Genomic DNA, 19,978 nt, shown 5'->3' with positions numbered 1-19,978 from the left:
GCGGTCTCTCCCGGTTATTGGCTACCCTTTGCTGGTGCCGATCTATGCCGCCTATGGGTCCAACATGGACTCGACGCAGATGCTCGATCGCTGTCCGCACTCCCCCATGTCCGGGACGGGCTGGTTGGAGGGCTGGCGGCTCACCTTTGCCGGTGACGACATCGGCTGGGAAGGGCCTCTCGCGACGGTCGTCGAGGACCCCGGTTCCCGGGTGTTCGTCGTGCTCTACGACGTATCCCCCGAGGACGAGCAGCGGCTGGACCGCTGGGAGGGCTCGGACTTCGGTATCCACAAGAAGATCCGTCTGCGCGTCACCCGCAACGCCGACGGCGGGGGTGAGCCCACGCTGGCCTGGCTCTACGTGCTGGACGCCTACGAGGGCGGGCTGCCCTCGGCCCGCTACCTCGGGGTGATCGCCGACGCGGCCGAAAAGGCAGGCGCACCAGAGGATTACGTGCACGCACTACGCACCCGCAACAGCCGCAACGTCGGCCCGGGCAACTTCGGCTGACCCGGGCGCCCGCGCAGACGGCAGCGGCGTGGCCGACCCGAGGGTTCGGCCACGCCGCTGCCGGTGTGACGAAGAACTCAGCGCGTGCCGAGCACGAGATTGCTCAGCACCCGGACGCCGACCGCGAGCGCGCGCTCGTCGATGTCGAAGGTCGGCTGGTGCAGATCCAGCTGCTCGCCCTCGCCGGACCAGACGCCGAGGCGCGCCATCGCGCCGGGCACCTCCTCCAGATACCAGGAGAAGTCCTCGCCGCCGCCGGATTGCGGGGTGTCGGAGAGCGCGTCGGGCCCGAGCGCCCGGATCGCGTCCTCGAACATGCGGGTGGAGTGCTCGTCGTTGACCACCGGCGGCACGCCGCGCCGATAGTTCAGCTGGTAGCGCACGCCGGTCGGGGCGAGCAGGCCGTCGACGATCTCCCGCACCATCGGCTCCAGCAGCGACCAGGTCGCGTGGTCTCCGGTGCGGATGGTGCCGGTGAGCATGCCGGTTTGCGGAATGGCGTTCGGCGCCTTCCCCGCGCTCACCGCGCCCCACACCATCACGGTGCTGGTGCGCGGGTCGATGCGGCGGCTGAGCAGGCCGGGCAGGCCGGTGATGACCGAGCCGATCGCGTAGACCAGGTCGCTGGTCAGGTGCGGACGCGAGGTGTGGCCGCCCGGCGAGTCGAGCACCAGTTCGATGGTGTCGGCGGCGGAAGTGATCGCGCCGACGCGGATGCCGACCCGGCCCACCTCGAGGCGCGGGTCGCAGTGCAGCGCGAAGATCCGCTGCACGCCCGTCATGGCGCCCGCGGCGACCACGTCGATCGCCCCACCGGGCATGACCTCCTCGGCGGGCTGGAAGATCAGCCGCACGCCGACCGGCAGCTGCGGCACCTCGGCCAGCGCCAGCGCCGTGCCGAGCAGGATGGTGGTGTGCGCGTCGTGACCGCACGCGTGCGATACGCCCGGCACGGTGGAGGCGAAGGGCAGTCCGGTGAACTCCTGGAGAGGCAGCGCGTCCATATCGGCGCGCAGGCCGATCCGCGGCCCGTCGGGGCCGATATCACAGATCAGGCCGGTGCCGCCGGGAAGCGGCTGCGGCGTGAGCCCCGCCTTGGTCAGCCACGCCGAGACGAACTCTGTGGTGCCGAACTCGGTACGGGACAGTTCCGGATTGGCGTGGATGTGCCTACGCCACCCGACGAGATCGACCGTGTGACCGGCCAGCCACGACTCCACCGCTCCCCGCCCGGATACCACGGTCTCCGGCGCTGCGGAGTTCCCTGGCTCCTGCGTGACCACACGGACGCCCTCTGCCGGGCCCGTCGCCGGTGCCGCCGAACGGCCGGTTGTGCTCACCGAATGTCCTCCTGTCGTTGAACTAGCCGTTGCAACAACCTGTCTCTATGTATGTCATCGCCGGCGACGGTGATCGCGGTACGCGCGAGCGCCAGTGCGCCATCGATGACCGCGCGATCCGCCGAGGCGTTGACGCTGGCCGCGGCGAAGCCTGGCTGATGTGTCACCGCACCACCGGCATCGATTCCGATGACCGGGTGAATGCCCGGAATGACGTTGGTGACGTTCCCCATATCGGTGCTGCCCAGCGGCCGCTGCGCCTCGAACTCCGGAGCGAGCGGCACGCGTCCCGATCCGGTGATCTGCTCGCGGTAGACGAGCAACAGCTCCGGATCCGGGGTCAGCTCGGTATACGTCGGCGCGAGCGTCCGGATTTCGTGGGTGCAGCCGGTCGCGAGGGCGCCCGCCTCGAAACAAGCCGACGCTCGTCGCATCAGATCGTCGAGGGATGCGGAGTCGACTGCGCGTAGGTAATACAGCAGTTCCGCACGTCCGGGCACGATGTTGGGAGCTACGCCACCGTCGCCGACTATACCGTGCAGTTGCTGGCCCGGCAGGAGGTGCTGCCGTAGCAAGCCGAGAGCAACCTGTGCGACGGTCACCGCGTCGCCCGCGTTGCGGCCCTGTTCGGGGGCCGCGCTGGCATGCGCCTCGCGCCCGTGGAAGACCACCGACACGTCGGCCAGCGCCAGCGAGCGGGCGCCGACGATGTCGAGCGGACCCGGGTGCACCATCATCGCCATCGCGACGTCGTCGAACACCCCCTGTTCCAGCATCAGCACCTTGCCGCCACCACTCTCCTCGGCGGGCGTGCCGAACACCAGCACGGTGAGATCGAGCGCGTCGGCGACCTCGGCGAGTCCGAGCGCCGCGCCCACCGCCGAGGCGGCGATGACGTTGTGCCCGCAGGCATGCCCGATCTCGGGCAACGCGTCGTACTCGGCGCAGATGCCGACGGTCAGCGGCCCGCTGCCGTAGCGCGCGCGGAAAGCCGTGGGCAGTCCGGCGACGCCGGTCTGCACCTCGAAGCCGCGCTCGGCGAGCGGTGCGATGGTCTTGGCCGCGCTACGGGTCTCCTCGAACGCCAGCTCGGGCTCGGCGTGAATCGCGTGCGAGAGCCCGATCAGGTCGGCGGCGGCGGCGCGGATCGCGGCGTCACTGCGAGCGGCCGCGCCGACCTCGCACACAGCGTTGCCGTCGTGCTGCGATTCCGGGCGCCCGCTGCGCGGTGGTGGCATGCAACACAGTCTCGCACTGTGTTCGTTTTGCCGCGCCTTCGGCGCGGCGGGTTCGCGGCCCTCTTGTGGCCGCGAACGGCGCATGCTCGGTCTCGCTTCGCTCGAAACCGGGGCTGGAGTGCGCTGGGCGCGTCAGGGGCGACCGCTGTGGCCATTGGCACGCCGTTCGAGAGACCTCCACGCCGTTGCGGGACGGCGGGTCAGTTCGCGCCGAACGCCAGGTTCTCCGGAGTGGTGAGCACCGCGAGGCCGGCCAGCGCCTTCGCGTGCAGGGCGCGCTTGATCACCGGCAGGTTCGGCTTGCGGTTGCCGGCCAGCGCGGCTGCCCGCTGCACGGCGGTCGCGAGCAACTCGGCGGCTTCGGCCTTGCCGTCCACGATGCCCGCGGCGATCGCCTCGTCGGCCGGGTAGCGGTGGCCGGTGGTCATCGCCTGCACGCAGACCTGGTTGGTCAGCCGCTCGGTGAGCAAGGCGTTCATCCCGATGGTGAACGGCATGCCCAGATGCACCTCGGGCAGGCAGTAGAAGCCGCGATCGGCGCGCATCACCCGGAAGTCGTGCGAGGTGGCCAGCATGGCGCCCGCGCCGAAGGCATGGCCGTTGATCGCCGCCACGGTCGGCAGCGGGAAGGCGAGCAGGCGGGTGTAGAGCGAGTGCACACGGTCGAGGTAGCCGTGCATCTTGTCCAGATTGGGGAACAGCCAATCGGTGTCCAAACCGTTGCTGTAGAACTTCCCCGTCGCGGTGGTCACCAGCGCGGCAGGCCCCTCGGACTTCTCGACCTCGTCCAGCAGCCCGTGGAATTCATCGATCCAGTCCGGGTGGAAACGGTTCTCGCTGTCCGTGGTTCCCTCGGCGCCGAGGTACACGACGAACACTTCACCTTGGCGTTCGAGATACGGCATGCGGTGCAGAGTAACGGTCCGTGGCAGACCTCCCTACTCGCGGGTAGCAGTTGCTCGCGCCCCACCTCAGTGCCCCTGATCCGGCCCCCAGCCGAACCGACAGAGAGGGGACGAAGCGAAACGCCCCCACACGCCGTACACCTGGTCCCGACCGGCTTACACAGCCGACGGCTCACATGACAGCCCCTCCACCTGCGAGCCCCACGATCATCGGCGACGATCCCCATCACGTCCGCCCCGCCGCCCTGTCCACGGCACACCGACGCCCCGCCGCCGTGTCCACGGGACAGCCGACACTCACCGACCAACCGTCCCTTCGCCAACGACAACCCGACGCCACCGACAACACCCACCCGAAATCGAGCCCCCAACCACCCCACGCAACCCGAAATCGAGCCACCACCCCACACAACCGGAAATCAACCCACGACCACCACACGCAACCCATCACCCCTAACCCCGGGTTTCGAGCGAAGCGAGACCGAGCATGCGCCGTTCGCGGCCCGGCTCGCGTTTGCGCGGCCGCCGCGTACTCGACGAAGGAGCAAGCGGCGGCCGCGCAAACGCGAGCCACAAAGGGGCCGCGAACACCCAGCGCCGCAGGCGCTGGAAATCAAACACCGCTATCGTGACGATCATGCTTGCCGAACAGGCCGCCGAGGCGATCGCCGAACGTACGGGAGTGGCACGCCACCGGGTCGCGGTGGTGCTGGGGTCCGGCTGGCAGGACGCGGCCGCGGAGATCGGGGCGCCGCGGGCGTCGGTGCCGATGCCGGAGCTGCCCGGGTTCGGGACGCCGACCGCGCAGGGCCATGTCGGCGTGATCCATTCCGTCCAGGTGGACGACAACGCGGTGCTGCTGCTGATGGGCCGCCAGCATCTCTACGAGGGCTATCAGCCCGCCGATGTGGTGCACCCGGTGTCGGCCGCCGTGGCGGCGGGCGCGGAGATCGTGGTGCTGACCAACGCCGCGGGCGGCATCCGATCCGGCCTGCGGGTGGGCGATCCGGTGCTGATCAGCGACCATCTCAACCTGACCGGTCGCACGCCGCTGGCAGGCGCGACCTTCGTCGACCTGGTCGACGCCTGGGATCCCGAGTTGCGGGCGGTGGCCAGGGAGATCGACCCGAGCCTGACCGAGGGCGTCTACGCGGGCCTCACCGGGCCGCAGTACGAGACCCCGGCCGAGATCCGGATGCTGCGCACGATCGGCGCGGACCTGGTCGGCATGTCCACGGTGCTGGAAGCCATCGCCTGCCGCGCGCTCGGTGCACGGGTGCTGGGCATTTCCTTGGTCACCAACCTGGCCGCCGGGGTCACCGGCGCGCATCTGTCCCATGCCGAGGTGCTCGCCGAAGGGCACGCCGCGGCTCCGCGTCTGGGCAAGCTGCTGCGCGGCGTGCTGGAACGGGTGTAATGCTGCGCTTCGGCACGGCAGGTCTGCGCGGGCCGCTGCGCGACGGCCCGGACGGCATGAACGTCACCACGGTGAGCAGGGCGACCGCAGGAATCGTCGCGTGGCTGCGTAACCGCTGCCTCGGTGGCGGCGCGGTGGTGGTCGGCCGCGACGCCAGGCACGGTTCCGCTGAGTTCGCCGCGGTGACCGCGGAAATCTTCGCGGCGGCGGGCTTTCCGGTGACGCTGCTGCCGCGTCCGCTGCCCACCCCGGTGGTCGCGTACGCGGTGCGCGAACTGGGCGCCGTCGCGGGCGTACAGATCACCGCTTCGCACAATCCGGCCTCCGACAACGGCTACAAGGTCTACCTCGACGGCGGGTCGCAGCTGATCGCCCCGGCCGACGCCGAGATCGAGCGCTGTATCGAGGCGGTGGCCGAGCCGATAGACCGTACGCCGGTCGCCCCCGCTGACGACGACGTGGTGCGGCGCTACGTGCGCCGCGTCGCCGAATTGCCCACCCGGATCGGCGGATCGGGCGAGCGCGCCGGAATTCGGATCGCACTCACTCCGCTGCACGGCGTCGGCGGTGATCTCGCGGTCGAAGCCCTCGGCGCGGCGGGTTTCCCCGACGTCCACGTGGTCGCGGAACAGTTCGAGCCGGACCCCGACTTCCCCACCGTCGCGTTCCCGAACCCGGAGGAACCGGGTGCGGCCGACCTGCTGCTCGCGACGGCCGCCCGGGTCGGCGCCGACGTGGCGATCGCGCTGGACCCGGACGCGGATCGGTGCGCGGTGGGCGTGCCGCGGCGCGACGGCACCTGGCGGATGCTGCGCGGCGACGAGACCGGCGTGCTGCTGGGCGACTGCGTGCTGCGCACCGCCGCGGCCGGCGCACTGGTGGCGACGACCATCGTGTCCTCGCGGCTGCTGTCGAAGCTCGCTCCCGCGCGCGGCGGCCGCTACGCGGAAACGCTCACGGGATTCAAATGGCTGGCCCGCGCGGGCGACGGCTTGGTCTACGCCTACGAGGAGGCGATCGGCCATTGCGTCGACCCGGCGGCGGTGCGGGACAAGGACGGTATCTCCGCCGCCGTGCTCGTCGCCGACCTGGTGGCCCGGCTGAAGGCGGCGGGCCGCGACCTGGACGACGAGCTCGACGACTACGCGGTGGAATTCGGCCTGCACGCGGGCGACCAGGTGTCGCTGCGACTCGCCTCGGCCGCCGACGCCGCGGCGGTGGTCGATCGGCTGCGGGCGAACCCGCCGGAGGAGATCGCGGGCGAGCCGGTGAAATACACCGATCAACTCCAGGTGCGGGGCCGGATGCGCACCGACGCACTGATCTTCGAGGGCGGTTCGTCCCGCGTGGTCGTCCGTCCTTCGGGCACCGAGCCGAAGCTCAAGTGCTATCTGGAGGTGGTCGAACCGGTCGGCTCGCACGCCGATCTCCCGGCCGCGCGGGAGGCTGCGCGCGTACGCCTTTCGGCGCTGCGCGAGGTCTGCCAGCGGTTCTGACCCGCCCACCGCCGGTCAGCGCGGGCCGAACTGCCGGTCGCCCGCATCGCCGAGACCGGGCACGATGTAGGCGTTCTCGTTCAGCCCAGCGTCGACGACGGCCGTGACCAGCCGTACCGGAAGTCCCGAGTCTGCGAGTGCCGCAACGCCTTCCGGAGCCGCGACGACGCAGACCGCGGTGATGTCGGTGGCTCCGCGCGCCGCCAGCAGTTGCAGGGTGTGCCGCATCGAGCCGCCCGTGGCCAGCATCGGGTCGAGCACGAAGACCGGCAGCCCGGCGAGATCGGCGGGCAGCGACTCCATGTAGGGCACCGGCAGGTGGCTGTCCTCGTCGCGGGCCAGGCCGACGAATCCGATCCTGGCGTCCGGGATCAACTCGGCGGCCGCGTCGACCATGCCGAGCCCGGCGCGCAGCACCGGCACCAGCAGCGGCGGCCGGGCCAGCCGGACGCCTTCGGTGGGGGCGACCGGCGTGCGGATCTCGAAACGCTCGACTTCCGCGTCGCGCAGCGCCTCGTAGATCAGGATGCCGGTCAGATCACGCAGTGCGGCACGGAAAGCCGGATTCGCCGTTCGCTCATCTCGCATCGTGGTGAGCAGGGCGGCGACGAGTGGATGGTCCACGGTGTGGGTGCGCATGAGGGAACGATAAGGTCGGTCGCGGGCGCGCCGCCGAACGCCACCGGACTTTTTTGCGAAGCGGCGGAACCGAACCGGAACCACGCGCGTCGAACCAAGTGGATGACGTACTCTGCCTGGGAACGACAGATGGGGGAAGCTCTGATGCGAAAGATGTCGGCGGACACCGAGGGCATTGCAGCCTACGGCGCGACCGCCCACGTCATGGCGGGTGAGATGGCGACGGCGGGAGCGAGCGCCGCGGCGGCGGAGCCCGCGTTGCTCGGTCCGATCATGGGGCTGATCGGCGGTGACTTCATGGCCGCCTATACCGCGGCGCACGCAGGCCACGTCGCGGCGATCGGCCAACTGTCGGCGGTGCTGACCAGTATGGGCGGCGCGGCCACCGGCGCGGCCACCGTTCTCACCGAGACCGACGCCGCCCACGCCGGCGCGCTGCAGAACGCGGCCGGCGAGCTGGAGTGAGCCTGTGATCGACGTCAACGCGCTGGCACAACCCATCCTCGACCTGCTCGCCAGCTTCGGCAGCGGCGTGCTGCCCGCGGGCGGTCCCACCGACGCGCTACGCAGCACCTCGGCCGTGGTCGACCAGATCCATCAGATGGGCCGCGACAGCATCAACGGAATGAACGCCGCGTGGGACGGCCGCGCCGCCGACGCGGCCACCGCCAAGGCGCTGCGCGTGCAGACCTCGGCGGCCACCATCTCCGATCGCGGCAACGAGATGGCCACGGTCGTGAACCAGGCCGCGGGCGAGGTCGAGACGGGTCAGAAGGATCTCACCGACATCGCGCAGTCCTTCGTGAACACCGCGGCGAGCATGGGCCCGGTCCTGGCGACGCCGGAGGGGCTGACGGTGCTCGTCGGCTCGGCGATCGACCATCTCAACCAGGCGCTCAATGTCGTCGGCCGGGTCCAGAACGAATTGCAGACGCACACCGCGTCGATGAACGACCTGACCCCGCCGCCCACCACCCCGTCGCTCGCCGGTGTGCCCGCTGCCGGTGTTCAGCAAGTGGTGTCCACCGCATCCGGCGCGCTGGGCAGCGCGGGTTCGTTGCTGAGCACCGTGATGGCCACGCCGCAGTCGCAGTCCTCGCGCAATTCCCGCGGCACACCCGACACCTCGGGTACGCCCAGGCCGGACACCGGTTCGTCGGGGACGGCCGACGACGGCAAGGGCGTGAAGATCACGCTGCCCGACGGCAGCGTCGTGGAGGCGCCCAACGAGCAGGCCGCCACGGCGGTGCGGTCGGCGATCGGCGCCGTCGGCACGCCCTACGTCTGGGGCGGCAACAACCCGGGTGCGGGATTGGACTGCAGTGGGCTCACCAAGTACGCCTACGGCGAGGCGGGCGTCGACCTGCCCCGGCTCGCGGCCGAGCAGGGCAACGGAGCCACACCGGTGTCGGCCGGTGATCTGATGCCCGGCGACCTCGCGATCTGGGACGGCCACGTGGCCATGGTGATCGGCAACGGCCAGCTTGTCGAGGCGGGTGACCCGGTCCAGATCAGCTCGATTCGAACGGAGAACTCAGGCATGGACTTCTACGGTTTCTACAGGCCGACGGCATGACCCGACCCCAGGTCCCCAATGTCACGGTCGCGGCCAGCAGCAATCGGTCGGGCACCATCTCGGTCCGCGCGACCGATCAGGGTATGCCGGTGGAAATCAAGTTCGAGCGCAGCGAATACCGTTACGGCGCACAGTCGCTCGCGAACGAGATCCTGCGGCTCACCCAGCGCTCCGCCATCGCGGCCAGGGCGCGGCGGCGCGAACTGCTCGCCGAGGCGGGCATGCCCTCGGACGTCCTCGACCGGCTCGGCCTGCCCACCCGCCAGCAGGCGGTGGACGAACTGGACCGGATCGATGACGCGGACACGGGACCGACGAGCTGGATGAGGCCGGTATGAGCGCGGAAATGGACGCCCTGGTGGCGTCGGCTACCCAGAAACTGGAGGCGCTGGAAGCCGCGCTGTACGGGTTGAAGCAGGTGCGCGGGCGTTTCACCTCGGAGGACGGCGCGGTGAGCGTCGAGGTGAACAGCGACGGCGCACTGGTCGGCCTCAACCTGGCGGAATCGGTCACGTCGCTGCCGCCTGCCGAGGTCGGGCAGTTGATCGTGTGGGCGTGCAGGCAGGCCGCCGAGGACGCCGGCGCGCAGCGGTCCAAGGTCGTTGCGACACTGAACGAGTCATTCGTCCCCGCCGGACAGCCGCCCGCGGGAGCGAATGGGGGCGGGCCGGATAGTGCCTGACGCGGAAGGTCGATAGGCTTCCGCACATGGCTTCTGGAGACATCGTCCCGATCGAGCTCGGCCTGACCGACGGCGATCTCGTCACCTTGTGGGCACCGCGCTGGCGAGACGGTGACGACGAGTGGGAGGCGTTCCTCGGTCACGAGGACGCCCTCTACGGTTTCGAGTCCGTGGCGGAGCTGGCCGCGTTCATCCGCACCAACACCGACAACGACCTCATCGACCATCCGGCGTGGAAGGTTGTCGCGGGTCTCTCGGCGGTCGAACTAGAGCCGGAGGAGAATTTCTCCTTCGATCTGGTCGCCGTGCCGGAGCTGGCGGCCGGCGATCCGGACGTGGACACCGTCGCCGAGCTGGAGGACACCCTCGGTATGGTGCGCAACATCGGCGAGGTGTGCGAACTCGAGACGGTCACCAAGTTCTTCGGTTCCCATCCGGTGCTCGGCGCGCTGCCCGGCGGCGTGAGCGCGTTCGTCGGTCGCGACGGCGAGGAACTGTGGGACCAGATCGGCGCCGCCATCGCCAAGGGCTGGGACGACGTACTGGATGCCATCGACTCCGTCGTGCAGACGCCCGAGGTCGACGCCGAGGCGGTCGCGGTCGCCGAGGCCGAACTGCTGGCCGCCGAGGAGAACGTCGTAGACGCCGACGACGCGGCCGACAGCGACGAGGACGAGGAGTTCGAGCCCGTCGACCTCGAAGCAGAAGACGAGGAGGAGGACGAGGACGAGTCGTTCTGGCACGAGGTCGGCATCGACCCGGTCAAGATCGTCACGTCCGAGGGCAGCGTCTTCACGCTGCGCTGTTACCTCGACGACGAACCGATCTTCCTCGGCACCAAGCGCGCGATCACGGTGTTCTCCTCCGAGCGCGCGCTGGCCCGCTACCTCGCCGACGACCACGAGCACGATCTGGCCCGCGTGAGCACGTTCGCCGACGTGCAGACCGCGGCGGTGGACGGCTCGCTGGAGGTCGAGGTCACCGACGAGAACGTCTACGTGCTGCCCGGTCTGGCCGACGACCTGGCCGAAGGCCCGGAGGCGGTCGACATCGAACAGCTCGACTTGGCGGTCGAGTTGTTCACCGACGCCGCCGACTACGCCGACGACGACACGGTGGAGCAGGCCTTGGCGCAATCCACCCCGCTGGGCTGGTACGTCTCCTACCTGCTGAACCCCGACCCCACCCGGTTGGCGCCGAACCCGCCGTTCACCGCCGAGGCCCAGGCCTGGCGCGAGCTGGAACGCAACCTGGAGTCCCGGCTCGACAAGCAGTAGTCACCGCAGCCGGATCCAGACCTGCTCGGCCTGCCCGAGCAGGCGTTCGTCGGCGCCGTAGACCGCGGTGGAGGCCCAGCATTTGCGGCCCTGCTCGCCGTGGAACTCGCCCACGACGACGCAGCGCTCACCGACCTGGGGCACATCGCGCACGGTGGCGGTCATCGAGCCCAGCAGGGCGGGACGTTCCAGCATGCCGGGCAGCGACCAGCCACCGGGGCAGTCCATCGCGGCCCACAGCAGGGGCGGCACCCAGCGGGACGGTCTCGTCGGGAACCCACGGCGCGGCTACCCGGGCCGCGTCCACTCGACCGGGTTCGATGCGCAGCCCGTCGGCCCGCCCGCTGCCGCAGACGAAGCAAGACGCGAACATCTCGATGCTCGTGTAGCCGCGCGATGCCGCTACCGCGTCGGCGAACGGAACGGCGTGCGGCGCGTCCCGCTCGAGTCCGCCGCTCTTCGACTCGGCGATCAGCGTGTCGCGGTCGTACAGCCGGTCCTCGCGCACGTCGAGCGGCGTCTCCAGCGGCGGGGGGCTGCGCAGGATCACGGTCGCCGTCGCCTCGTCGCGCTGCTCGGCGAGCAGACCGGCCACATAGCCGCCGTTGCCGGAGTCGGGCGGTCCGTTGAAACGGCGGGGAATACGCAAGGTCGCCATGTTCGTCACGCTAGCGAACCGGTTGCCGGGCGCCTGCAAAGCCGCATCGCCGATTCGTACCTTTCCGGCACGACGGGCTCGGCGGTTCCTTCGATGCCGCACCCGGCAATCGATCGCGAGGACGGGTCCCCCTACCCGATGAGCACCGCGTATCCGGGCTTGATGATGTTGTCGATGATCCGCAGCCGCTCGGGGAACGGGATGAACGCCGACTTCATGGCGTTGATGGTGAACCGCTCCAGGTCACTCCAGCCGTAGCCGAACGTCTCGACCAGCTTGAGCATCTCCTGGCTCATGCTGGTGTCGCTCATCAGCCGGTTGTCGGTATTGACCGTGACGCGGAAGCGCAGCCGGGCCAGCAGGTCGAACGGATGCTTGTCCAGCGACGGCACGGCGCCGGTCTGCACGTTCGACGACGGACACAGCTCCAGCGGGATGCGCATGTCCCGGACATAGTTGGCGACCAGGCCGAGCTGTGCGTCCTCGACCGCGCCGGGCACGCTGATGTCGTCGGTGATCCGCACGCCGTGACCGAGCCGGTCGCAACCACAGAACGCGAGGGCCTCGTGGATGGACGGCAGGCCGAACGCCTCACCCGCGTGGATGGTGAAGTGCGCACTGTTCGCGCGCATGTACTCGAACGCGTCGAGGTGCCTGCTCGGCGGGTAACCGGCCTCCGCGCCCGCGATGTCGAAGCCGCCCACCCCGCGATCGCGGAAGCGCACCGTCAGTTCCGCGATCTCCCGCGAGCGCGCCGCGTGCCGCATCGCGGTGAGCAGGCAGGTCACCACGATGGGGTGGCCCTGCTCCGCGGCGGCCGCCTCGCCTTCGCGGAATCCGGCCAACGTGTGCTCGACCACCTCGTCCAGCGTCAGTCCGCGCTCCAAGTGCTGTTCGGGGGCGAAACGCACTTCCGCGTACACGACGCCGTCGGCGGCGAGGTCCTCGGCGCATTCCCGGGCGACGCGGCGCAGGCCCTCCGGGGTCTGCATCACGGCGACGGTGTGGGCGAAGGTCTCCAGGTACCGTTCCAGCGATCCGCTGTCGGCCGCGTCGCGGAACCAGGCCGCCAGCGCCGCCTCGTCGGTGGCGGGTAGGTCGTCGTAGCCGCTGTGCGCGGCGAGTTCGAGCACCGTCGCGGGCCGCAGGCCACCGTCGAGGTGATCGTGCAGCAGTGCCTTCGGCGCTTGGCGGATCGAGGCGAGAGTGAGAGGCATCGGTCCAGTCATGTATCGACGGTAGCCGCACCGCGCCGAAACGGCAGCCGACTCCGGCCGTGGCAACCATCTCGTTGCCCGCTGGATGCGGGCCGGTCCACAAGCGGACACCGCCCGGACCCCACCGTTGCGGCAGCCGAAGCGCAACCCGGACCGAAGGTCGGTCAGGACACGATTCGATCGAGGATCAGCGGGGCGGCAGGCACCGGCGAGGCATCGGCTTCGATCGTGACGGCGTCACGCAGGGCCGCCATGGCGCCGGTGAAGGCGTCGGGGGTGTCGGTGTGCATGGTGAGCAACGGCTGTCCCGTGGTCACGGCCTCGCCCGGTTTGGCGTGCATCTCGATGCCCGCGCCGAACTGCACCGGATCACCCTGACGTGCGCGGCCCGCGCCCAGGCGCCAGGCGGCGATACCGACACCCAGCGCGTCGAGCCGGGTCAGCACGCCGTCGGCGTCGGCGCGCACGGTCTCGGTGTGTTTCGCGGTGGGCAGCGGCGCGTCCGGGTCGCCGCCCTGGGCGCGGACCATCGCGCGCCAGTGGTCCATCGCCCGGCCGTCGGCCAGCGCCTCGGCGGGGTCGGCATCGAGGCCGGCCAGCGCGACCATCTCGCGGGCCAAGGCGAGGGTCAGCTCGACGACGTCGGCGGGCCCGCCGCCCGCGAGCACCTCCACCGATTCCGCGACTTCCAGAGCGTTGCCCGCCGTCCGGCCGAGCGGGATGTCCATGGCGGTGAGCAGCGCCACCGTCCGCACGCCCGCGTCGTTGCCGAGTTCGACCATCGCCGTGGCCAACTCCCGCGCCCCGTCCGAGGTCTTCAGGAACGCGCCGGAGCCGACCTTGACGTCGAGCAGCAGCGCCGCGGTGCCCTCGGCGATCTTCTTGCTCATGATCGAACTGGCGATCAGCGGAATCGATTCGACCGTGCCGGTCACGTCGCGCAGGGCGTACAGTCGCCGGTCCGCGGGTGCGAGGTCGGCTCCTGCCGCGCAGATCACCGCACCGATGGCAGGGTCGGTCAGCAGGTCCCGCATCCGCGACACCGGCACGTCGGCCTGCCAGCCGGGGATGGACTCCAGCTTGTCCAGGGTGCCGCCGGTGTGGCCGAGGCCGCGCCCGGACAATTGCGGCACCGCCGCGCCGCACGCTGCGACCAGCGGCGCCAGCGGCAGCGTGATCTTGTCGCCGACGCCACCGGTCGAGTGCTTGTCCACAGTCGGGCGTGGCAGGTCGGTGAGGTCCATACGCCGCCCGGAGGCGATCATCGCGGCGGTCCATCTGGCCGTCTCACGCCGGGTCATCCCCCGCCAGACAATCGCCATGGCCAGCGCGGACATCTGCTCGTCGGCCACCACACCGCGGGTGAACGCGTCGATCACCCAGTCGATCTGCGCATCCGACAGTTGCCCGCCATCGCGCTTGGTGGTGATGATCGAAACCGCGTCCAGTGCCGTCACGGTCGCCAGTTTGGCATGAGCCGTCGCAGAACCGGTTTCTCGCCGATGGGATGCAACCGCCTCAGCGTCGCCGAGAGAACCGGCTACAGCTGTCCCGCGTCCAAGTCGTCCGGACCGAACGCGTCCGGCAGCAGAGTGCGCAACGGCACCGCTCCCGCCTTGTGATCGACGAGCAGATCGGCCCCGCCGTGCTCGTAGAGCAACTGTCTGCAGCGACCGCAGGGCATCAGGATTTCGCCGCGAGAATCGGTCACGGAGACCGCCGTCAGACGCCCTCCACCCCCCGAAATCAAGTTACCGATGAGTACACATTCGGCACACAGGCCCAATCCATATGAGACATTCTCCACATTGCAACCGCTCACAATTCGGCCATCGGCACTGAGAGCAGCGGCGCCGACCGGAAACCGCGAGTACGGCGCATAGGCATTCCGCATAACTTGAAATGCGTTGTCGCGCAACAACTTCCAGTCGATTTCCGCCATGGGGAACCTCTCTCGGACCGACCCGATCACGGCCGCGCGAGGGCCACGACGCAACCCCGCACACATCAAGAAAGGTAAGCCTAACCCGATTGGATGTCGCGCAACGCACGGTACGCCGAATTAGTTCCGGGATTGCCGGGGGATTAGAGTCCAGAACAGATCGGTTCAGGTTTCCCCTGCGACGGGCCGGAGTACAGCCACCTGGGCATTCGCCCCCAACGCCGTCGGCGTCGGACCTGCAACCGGGGTCCATCAACGACGTTGGAGGCATCGCACTCTATGACCACGATTGAAGCTCCGGCCCAGCCGAAGCGGAAGACGCTGTACCGAGGCGACCCCGGAATGTGGTCGTGGGCGCTGCACCGGATCACCGGCGTCGCCATCTTCTTCTTCCTCTTCGTCCACGTGCTGGATACCGCCCTGGTGCGGGTGAGCCCGGACACCTACAACGAGGCGATCGAGATCTACAAGACGCCCATCGTGGCGTTGATGGAAATGGGCTTGGTCGTCGTCGTGCTGTTCCACGCGCTCAACGGCGTCCGCGTGATCCTGGTGGACTTCTGGTCCAAGGGACCGAAGTACCAGCGCCTGATGCTCTGGATCATCCTTGCGATCTGGTTCCTGCTGGCCGTTCCGGCGATCGGACGCCAGTTCTTCTACCTGTTCACGGAGCACTGATAATGAGCGAGCGAAGCGAGCGACTCATGAACACAGCCGCCAGTGCGGTCATGCCGGAGCCGAGCGCCAGCGAGGTGGAGGCATGAGCGCACCTGTTCTCGGTAAGTCCTACGACCGGCCGGCCAGCCTGGATCTGCCCCGCTCGCCACGCGCGCGCTCGAGCAACAACTTCGAGAAGTACGCCTGGCTGTTCATGCGGTTCTCCGGCCTGCTGCTGATCGTGCTGGTGCTCGGCCACATGACGATCATGCTGCTGCTCGACGGCGGTGTGAAGCGACTCAACTTCGCCTTCGTCGCGGGACGCTGGTCCAGCCCGTTCTGGCAGTTCTGGGACCTGAGCATGCTGTGGCTGGCGCAGTTGCACGGCGGCAACGGCCTGCGCACCGTCATCGACGACTACTCCCGCAAGGACTCGACCCGGTTCTGGCTCAAGACCCTGCTGGCCATCTCGATGATCCTGATCATGGGCGTGGGCACCTACGTCATCTTCACCTTCGACCCCAACATCAGTTAGGAACAGGCCCCCTCGCATGAGTGAGCGCAGCGAACGAATCATCGGGACTGGTGGATCTCGTCCTGTCCAGGAGCACCGCTACGACGTCGTCATCGTCGGCGCGGGCGGCGCGGGCATGCGCGCCGCGATCGAGGCCGGCCCGCGTGCTCGGACGGCGGTGCTGACCAAGCTGTACCCGACTCGCAGCCACACCGGCGCGGCCCAGGGCGGCATGTGCGCCGCGCTGGCCAACGTCGAAGAGGACAACTGGGAATGGCACACCTTCGACACGGTCAAGGGTGGTGACTACCTGGTCGACCAGGACGCCGCGGAGATCATGGCCAAAGAGGCCATCGACGCGGTGCTCGATCTGGAGAAGATGGGCCTGCCGTTCAACCGGACGCCCGAGGGCAAGATCGACCAGCGGCGCTTCGGCGGCCACACCCGCGATCACGGCAAGGCCCCGGTCCGCCGCGCGTGCTATGCCGCCGACCGCACCGGCCACATGATCCTGCAGACGCTGTACCAGAACTGCGTCAAGCACGACGTGGAGTTCTTCAACGAGTTCTACGTGCTCGACCTGGTGCTCACCGAGACCGAACGCGGTCCGGTCGCCACCGGCGTGGTCGCCTACGAGCTGGCCACCGGTGAACTGCACGTCTTCCACGCCAAGTCGATTGTGTTCGCCACGGGCGGCTCGGGCCGGATGTACAAGACCACCTCGAACGCGCACACGCTGACCGGCGACGGCATGGCGATCGTGTTCCGCAAGGGCCTGCCGCTGGAGGACATGGAGTTCCACCAGTTCCACCCGACGGGCCTGGCCGGCCTGGGCATCCTCATCTCCGAGGCCGTCCGCGGCGAGGGCGGCATCCTGCGCAACGCCGACGGCGAGCGGTTCATGGAGCGCTACGCCCCCACCATCAAGGACCTCGCGCCGCGCGACATCGTCGCCCGCTCGATGGTGCTGGAGGTGCTGGAGGGCCGTGGCGCGGGACCGAACAAGGACTACGTCTACATCGACGTGACCCACCTCGGCGAGGACGTGCTCGAGGAGAAGCTGCCCGACATCACCGAGTTCTCCCGCACCTACCTGGGTGTGGACCCGGTGAAGGAACTGGTGCCGGTGTTCCCGACCTGTCACTACGTGATGGGCGGCATCCCGACCCGCATCCGCGGCGAGGTGCTGCGCAACAACAGCGACGTCGTCCCCGGCCTCTACGCCGCGGGCGAGTGCGCGTGCGTCTCGGTGCACGGCGCCAACCGTCTCGGCACCAACTCGCTGCTGGACATCAACGTGTTCGGCCGCCGGGCCGGCATCGCCGCCGCGGAGTACGCGCAGCGCAGCGAGTTCGTCGAACTGCCGGAGAACCCGGCGCAGATGGTGCAGGACTGGCTGGCCCAGCTGCTGAGCGAGCACGGCGACGAGCGGGTGGCCGACATCCGCACCGAGCTGCAGCGGTCGATGGACAACAACGCCTCGGTGTTCCGCACCGAGGACACGCTCAAGCAGGCGCTCACCGACATCCACGCGCTCAAGGAGCGCTACGCGCGGATCACCGTGCAGGACAAGGGCCAGCGCTACAACAGCGACCTGCTCGAGGCCGTCGAGCTCGGCTTCCTGCTCGAGCTGGCCGAGGTCACCGTGGTGGGCGCGCTCAACCGCAAGGAATCGCGCGGCGGCCACGCTCGCGAGGACTACCCGGACCGCGACGACGTGAACTTCATGCGGCACACAATGGCCTACAAGGAGGGCTCGGATCTCCTCTCGGACATCCGCCTGGACTTCAAGCCGGTGGTGCAGACCCGTTACGAGCCGATGGAGCGTAAGTACTGATGACTGCTGTTGCCGAAGCACCCTCTTCGCAGAAGCCCGCTCCGGTCCCCGAGGGCTCGGTGATGATCACCGTCAAGGTGGCCCGGTTCAACCCGGAGGACGACAAGGGCGCGCACTGGGAGTCCTTCCAGGTGCCGGTCCTGTCGACCGACCGCTTCCTGAACGTGCTGATCTACATCAAGTCCTACCTGGACGGCACGCTCACCTTCCGCCGTTCCTGCGCGCACGGCGTCTGCGGGTCCGATGCCATGCGGATCAACGGCGTCAACCGGCTGGCCTGCAAGGTGCTGATGAAGGACATGCTGCCCAAGGGCGGCAAGTCGATCACCGTCACCGTCGAGCCGATCCGCGGCCTGCCCGTGGAGAAGGACCTCGTGGTGAACATGGAGCCGTTCTTCGACGCGTTCCGCGCGGTGAAGCCGTACCTGATCACCACGGGTAACGAGCCCACCCGCGAGCGCATCCAGAGCCAGGCCGACCGCGCCCGGTTCGACGACACCACCAAGTGCATCCTGTGCGCCTGCTGCACCACTTCCTGCCCCGTGTACTGGAGCGACGGCAGCTACTTCGGCCCGGCCGCGATCGTGAACGCCCACCGCTTCATCTTCGACAGCCGCGACGAAGCCGCCCGCGAACGCCTCGACATCCTCAACGACGTCGAAGGCGTCTGGCGCTGCCGCACCACCTTCAACTGCACCGACGCCTGCCCCCGCGGCATCGAGGTCACCAAGGCCATCCAAGAAGTCAAGCGAGCCCTGCTCTTCACCCGCTGACCTCTGGCCCAGCCGAAAAGCGAAGGCCGCCTCCGTCACCCGATGAAGGCGGCCTTCGCCGTTCCTGCCTCGGCCCGGTTGCCGCGATCGGCAAGTACATCGTGTTTCACACAGTTCACCGGATAGCCGGAGCGCTGGACCAGCTCTCGCCGGCGAGCACCACGTGGTCCAGGAAGCGGAGGCCTACGGTGTGGGCGGCTTCGGTGAGGAGGGTGGTGGTGCGGCGGTCGTCGAGGCTGGGGGTTGGGTCGCCGGAGGGGTGGTTGTGCACTATGGCGAAGGCTCGGCCGTCGTGGCGGAGGACGGTGTTCAGGATTTCGCGGACCGGGACGGCGACTTGGTCGATGGCGCCTTCGGCGACGAAAACCTTTTGGCGCAGGCGGTTCTGCGCGTCGCAGACCAGCACGAGCAGGCGCTCGACACGGGCGCCCGCGAAGTGGGGGCGGGCGGCGGCGGCCACGTCGGCTGGGCTGGTCAGCCGGATCGCGGTGTCCGGCCTGCCGCGTGCTCGTGCGCCGAGGTGGAACGCGGCGATGATCGCGGCGGCCTTCGCGACGCCGACGCCCGCTCGGCGGGACAACTCCTCCGGGCGCGCCGACGCCAGCCCGGCGAGGCCGCCGTGCTCGACCAGCAGTTCCACCGCTAGATCCAGCGCGCTCGCCCCGCGCCTGCCCTGCCGCAACAGCAGAGCCAGCAACTCCGCGTCGCTCAGCGCGTGCGGCCCGAGCGCCAGCAACCGCTCGCGCGGCCGCTGCGCCACGGGCACGTCGACAAGAGAGACCGCCATGACTCCCACCCCTCGCCTCACGCCAACAGTGCCCGGGATTCTGCCAGCGGCCACCGACAGTCCACGCCCACCGAGTCGCGTTCCACCCGCCCACCGGACTTCATCCCCACACCCACTGGACTCCGACCCATATGCTGGCTGATGTGCGTTCGGTCTCCGAGTCGGTCGCGAACTGGGGAGTTGATGGGCGATGTGGTACCTGAAGGCGCAATGGCACCACGACTTCGACGACGAGCCGGTCGAGCTGTTCAGCGAGATCGGCGACGACGGCTTCGAGGTGCGCAAGGTCGAGATGTTCCGCGACGGGCACAGCGACTGGGCCGAGACCGGTCGCGGCACCGGCACGACCGAACTCGGGCAGATTCCGGTTCCGGCGCCGGACGAGCTGAATGCCGAGACCGAGTTCACCGCTCTCCAGATCGATGCTCAGGAGTTCGAAGAGGTCTGGCTGCGCGCACTCGATGAGCAACGGCCCGCCGCTCCCCGATAGCTCCCGCCCCACCGGAGGCGTC

At 69.3% G+C, this 19,978-nt stretch carries 23 protein-coding genes; 13 read left to right on the top strand and 10 right to left on the bottom strand.

Annotation, left to right across the window (positions count from 1 at the left end):
• The first annotated feature begins 34 nt into the window (after positions 1–34).
• Positions 35–511 (top strand): gamma-glutamylcyclotransferase family protein, encoded by a 477-nt coding sequence (locus tag ON19_RS05735; RefSeq protein WP_043688019.1) that lies wholly within the window; start codon positions 35–37, stop codon positions 509–511.
• Between the two features lie 77 nt (positions 512–588).
• Here the strand turns inward: ON19_RS05735 and ON19_RS05730 are convergent, their stop codons facing one another.
• From ON19_RS05730 to ON19_RS05720, 3 genes are all read right to left on the bottom strand, one after another.
• Positions 589–1,731, bottom strand: a complete 1,143-nt coding sequence (locus tag ON19_RS05730) for a M20 family metallopeptidase (RefSeq protein WP_372478707.1) — start codon at positions 1,729–1,731, stop codon at positions 589–591.
• 116 nt (positions 1,732–1,847) lie between these two features.
• Complete coding sequence (locus tag ON19_RS05725) at positions 1,848–3,089, bottom strand: M20 family metallopeptidase (protein ID WP_083899156.1); 1,242 nt, start codon at positions 3,087–3,089, stop codon at positions 1,848–1,850.
• A 200-nt stretch (positions 3,090–3,289) separates the two neighbouring features.
• Positions 3,290–3,994 carry an enoyl-CoA hydratase-related protein gene (locus ON19_RS05720; RefSeq protein WP_043687894.1) on the bottom strand — a complete coding sequence of 235 codons (705 nt, stop codon included), beginning with the start codon at positions 3,992–3,994 and terminating at the stop codon, positions 3,290–3,292.
• 637 nt (positions 3,995–4,631) lie between these two features.
• On the opposite strand from ON19_RS05720, the gene ON19_RS05715 reads away from it, so the two are divergent.
• Entirely contained in the window at positions 4,632–5,411 is a 780-nt protein-coding gene (locus ON19_RS05715) for a purine-nucleoside phosphorylase (protein WP_043688012.1), read from the top strand.
• Positions 5,411–6,907 carry a phospho-sugar mutase gene (locus ON19_RS05710; protein ID WP_043687891.1) on the top strand — a complete coding sequence of 499 codons (1,497 nt, stop codon included), beginning with the start codon at positions 5,411–5,413 and terminating at the stop codon, positions 6,905–6,907. The genes ON19_RS05715 and ON19_RS05710 overlap by 1 nt, the downstream gene beginning before the upstream one ends.
• Positions 6,908–6,922: 15 nt before the next feature.
• Here the strand turns inward: ON19_RS05710 and upp are convergent, their stop codons facing one another.
• Complete coding sequence (gene upp, locus ON19_RS05705) at positions 6,923–7,546, bottom strand: uracil phosphoribosyltransferase (protein WP_043687887.1); 624 nt, start codon at positions 7,544–7,546, stop codon at positions 6,923–6,925.
• 144 nt (positions 7,547–7,690) lie between these two features.
• On the opposite strand from upp, the gene ON19_RS05700 reads away from it, so the two are divergent.
• The 5 genes from ON19_RS05700 to ON19_RS05680 are packed head-to-tail and all read left to right on the top strand — an operon-like array spanning position 7,691 to position 11,081.
• The gene (locus tag ON19_RS05700; RefSeq protein ID WP_043688009.1) at positions 7,691–8,011 is read left to right on the top strand and encodes a type VII secretion target; all 321 of its coding nucleotides are present in this window, start codon (positions 7,691–7,693) and stop codon (positions 8,009–8,011) included.
• A gap of 4 nt (positions 8,012–8,015) precedes the next feature.
• On the top strand, positions 8,016–9,122 hold the full coding sequence (locus ON19_RS05695) for a C40 family peptidase (RefSeq protein WP_043687885.1): 1,107 nt from the start codon (positions 8,016–8,018) through the stop codon (positions 9,120–9,122).
• Positions 9,119–9,460: a hypothetical protein gene (locus ON19_RS05690; RefSeq protein WP_043687883.1), complete on the top strand. Its 342-nt coding sequence runs from the start codon at positions 9,119–9,121 to the stop codon at positions 9,458–9,460. The genes ON19_RS05695 and ON19_RS05690 overlap by 4 nt, the downstream gene beginning before the upstream one ends.
• Entirely contained in the window at positions 9,457–9,804 is a 348-nt protein-coding gene (locus ON19_RS05685; protein ID WP_043687880.1) for a YbaB/EbfC family nucleoid-associated protein, read from the top strand. Before ON19_RS05690 ends, ON19_RS05685 begins: the two co-directional genes overlap by 4 nt.
• Positions 9,805–9,830: 26 nt before the next feature.
• Positions 9,831–11,081, top strand: coding sequence for a SatS C-terminal domain-containing protein (locus ON19_RS05680; protein WP_043687877.1), 1,251 nt, complete (start codon positions 9,831–9,833; stop codon positions 11,079–11,081).
• On the opposite strand, the gene ON19_RS43600 is transcribed toward ON19_RS05680, so the two are convergent.
• From ON19_RS43600 to ON19_RS05660, 5 genes are all read right to left on the bottom strand, one after another.
• The gene (locus tag ON19_RS43600) at positions 11,082–11,225 is read right to left on the bottom strand and encodes a hypothetical protein (protein WP_227954459.1); all 144 of its coding nucleotides are present in this window, start codon (positions 11,223–11,225) and stop codon (positions 11,082–11,084) included.
• On the bottom strand, positions 11,209–11,739 hold the full coding sequence (locus tag ON19_RS05675) for a hypothetical protein (protein WP_227954460.1): 531 nt from the start codon (positions 11,737–11,739) through the stop codon (positions 11,209–11,211). Before ON19_RS05675 ends, ON19_RS43600 begins: the two co-directional genes overlap by 17 nt.
• Positions 11,740–11,870: 131 nt before the next feature.
• Positions 11,871–12,968, bottom strand: coding sequence for an adenosine deaminase (locus ON19_RS05670; protein WP_043687875.1), 1,098 nt, complete (start codon positions 12,966–12,968; stop codon positions 11,871–11,873).
• Positions 12,969–13,120: 152 nt separating this feature from the next.
• Complete coding sequence (locus tag ON19_RS05665; RefSeq protein ID WP_174377666.1) at positions 13,121–14,413, bottom strand: thymidine phosphorylase; 1,293 nt, start codon at positions 14,411–14,413, stop codon at positions 13,121–13,123.
• An 83-nt stretch (positions 14,414–14,496) separates the two neighbouring features.
• The gene (locus ON19_RS05660) at positions 14,497–14,898 is read right to left on the bottom strand and encodes a cytidine deaminase (protein WP_043687871.1); all 402 of its coding nucleotides are present in this window, start codon (positions 14,896–14,898) and stop codon (positions 14,497–14,499) included.
• A gap of 279 nt (positions 14,899–15,177) precedes the next feature.
• Here ON19_RS05660 and sdhC point away from each other — a divergent pair, with 279 nt between their 5' ends.
• The 4 genes from sdhC to ON19_RS05640 all read left to right on the top strand — a co-directional run bounded on the left by sdhC (position 15,178) and on the right by ON19_RS05640 (position 18,679).
• Positions 15,178–15,576, top strand: a complete 399-nt coding sequence (sdhC, locus tag ON19_RS05655) for a succinate dehydrogenase, cytochrome b556 subunit (protein ID WP_083899155.1) — start codon at positions 15,178–15,180, stop codon at positions 15,574–15,576.
• An 82-nt stretch (positions 15,577–15,658) separates the two neighbouring features.
• Complete coding sequence (locus ON19_RS05650; RefSeq protein ID WP_043687868.1) at positions 15,659–16,090, top strand: succinate dehydrogenase hydrophobic membrane anchor subunit; 432 nt, start codon at positions 15,659–15,661, stop codon at positions 16,088–16,090.
• Positions 16,091–16,106: 16 nt separating this feature from the next.
• Positions 16,107–17,906 (top strand): succinate dehydrogenase flavoprotein subunit, encoded by a 1,800-nt coding sequence (sdhA, locus tag ON19_RS05645; protein ID WP_051168563.1) that lies wholly within the window; start codon positions 16,107–16,109, stop codon positions 17,904–17,906.
• Complete coding sequence (locus ON19_RS05640) at positions 17,906–18,679, top strand: succinate dehydrogenase iron-sulfur subunit (RefSeq protein WP_043687867.1); 774 nt, start codon at positions 17,906–17,908, stop codon at positions 18,677–18,679. Before sdhA ends, ON19_RS05640 begins: the two co-directional genes overlap by 1 nt.
• Before the next feature lie 115 nt (positions 18,680–18,794).
• On the opposite strand, the gene radC is transcribed toward ON19_RS05640, so the two are convergent.
• On the bottom strand, positions 18,795–19,466 hold the full coding sequence (gene radC / locus ON19_RS05635; protein WP_043687865.1) for a RadC family protein: 672 nt from the start codon (positions 19,464–19,466) through the stop codon (positions 18,795–18,797).
• 190 nt (positions 19,467–19,656) lie between these two features.
• Between radC and ON19_RS05630 the strand changes: the two genes are divergently transcribed.
• The gene (locus ON19_RS05630; RefSeq protein WP_043687863.1) at positions 19,657–19,956 is read left to right on the top strand and encodes a DUF6881 domain-containing protein; all 300 of its coding nucleotides are present in this window, start codon (positions 19,657–19,659) and stop codon (positions 19,954–19,956) included.
• The last annotated feature ends 22 nt before the right edge of the window (positions 19,957–19,978 follow it).

Origin of the sequence: Nocardia abscessus NBRC 100374 (assembly GCF_000308455.1) — a bacterium.
In the GTDB taxonomy this organism is placed as follows: domain Bacteria; phylum Actinomycetota; class Actinomycetes; order Mycobacteriales; family Mycobacteriaceae; genus Nocardia; species Nocardia abscessus.
The sequence above is the reverse complement of the archived record's forward strand: the minus strand, read 5'-3'. Positions and strand labels throughout refer to the sequence as shown.

Coding starts and splice junctions, on each gene's coding strand:
- radC (WP_043687865.1), bottom strand. CDS start 19,466: ATGGCGGTCTCTCTTGTCGACGTGCCCGTGGCGCAGCGGCCGCGCGAG.
- ON19_RS05640 (WP_043687867.1), top strand. CDS start 17,906: ATGACTGCTGTTGCCGAAGCACCCTCTTCGCAGAAGCCCGCTCCGGTC.
- ON19_RS05670 (WP_043687875.1), bottom strand. CDS start 12,968: ATGACTGGACCGATGCCTCTCACTCTCGCCTCGATCCGCCAAGCGCCG.
- ON19_RS05630 (WP_043687863.1), top strand. CDS start 19,657: ATGTGGTACCTGAAGGCGCAATGGCACCACGACTTCGACGACGAGCCG.
- ON19_RS05710 (WP_043687891.1), top strand. CDS start 5,411: ATGCTGCGCTTCGGCACGGCAGGTCTGCGCGGGCCGCTGCGCGACGGC.
- ON19_RS05680 (WP_043687877.1), top strand. CDS start 9,831: ATGGCTTCTGGAGACATCGTCCCGATCGAGCTCGGCCTGACCGACGGC.
- ON19_RS05685 (WP_043687880.1), top strand. CDS start 9,457: ATGAGCGCGGAAATGGACGCCCTGGTGGCGTCGGCTACCCAGAAACTG.
- ON19_RS05650 (WP_043687868.1), top strand. CDS start 15,659: ATGAGCGCACCTGTTCTCGGTAAGTCCTACGACCGGCCGGCCAGCCTG.
- upp (WP_043687887.1), bottom strand. CDS start 7,546: ATGCGCACCCACACCGTGGACCATCCACTCGTCGCCGCCCTGCTCACC.
- sdhC (WP_083899155.1), top strand. CDS start 15,178: ATGACCACGATTGAAGCTCCGGCCCAGCCGAAGCGGAAGACGCTGTAC.
- sdhA (WP_051168563.1), top strand. CDS start 16,107: ATGAGTGAGCGCAGCGAACGAATCATCGGGACTGGTGGATCTCGTCCT.
- ON19_RS05725 (WP_083899156.1), bottom strand. CDS start 3,089: ATGCCACCACCGCGCAGCGGGCGCCCGGAATCGCAGCACGACGGCAAC.
- ON19_RS05660 (WP_043687871.1), bottom strand. CDS start 14,898: ATGGCGGAAATCGACTGGAAGTTGTTGCGCGACAACGCATTTCAAGTT.
- ON19_RS05690 (WP_043687883.1), top strand. CDS start 9,119: ATGACCCGACCCCAGGTCCCCAATGTCACGGTCGCGGCCAGCAGCAAT.
- ON19_RS05715 (WP_043688012.1), top strand. CDS start 4,632: ATGCTTGCCGAACAGGCCGCCGAGGCGATCGCCGAACGTACGGGAGTG.
- ON19_RS05700 (WP_043688009.1), top strand. CDS start 7,691: ATGCGAAAGATGTCGGCGGACACCGAGGGCATTGCAGCCTACGGCGCG.
- ON19_RS05720 (WP_043687894.1), bottom strand. CDS start 3,994: ATGCCGTATCTCGAACGCCAAGGTGAAGTGTTCGTCGTGTACCTCGGC.
- ON19_RS05675 (WP_227954460.1), bottom strand. CDS start 11,739: ATGGCGACCTTGCGTATTCCCCGCCGTTTCAACGGACCGCCCGACTCC.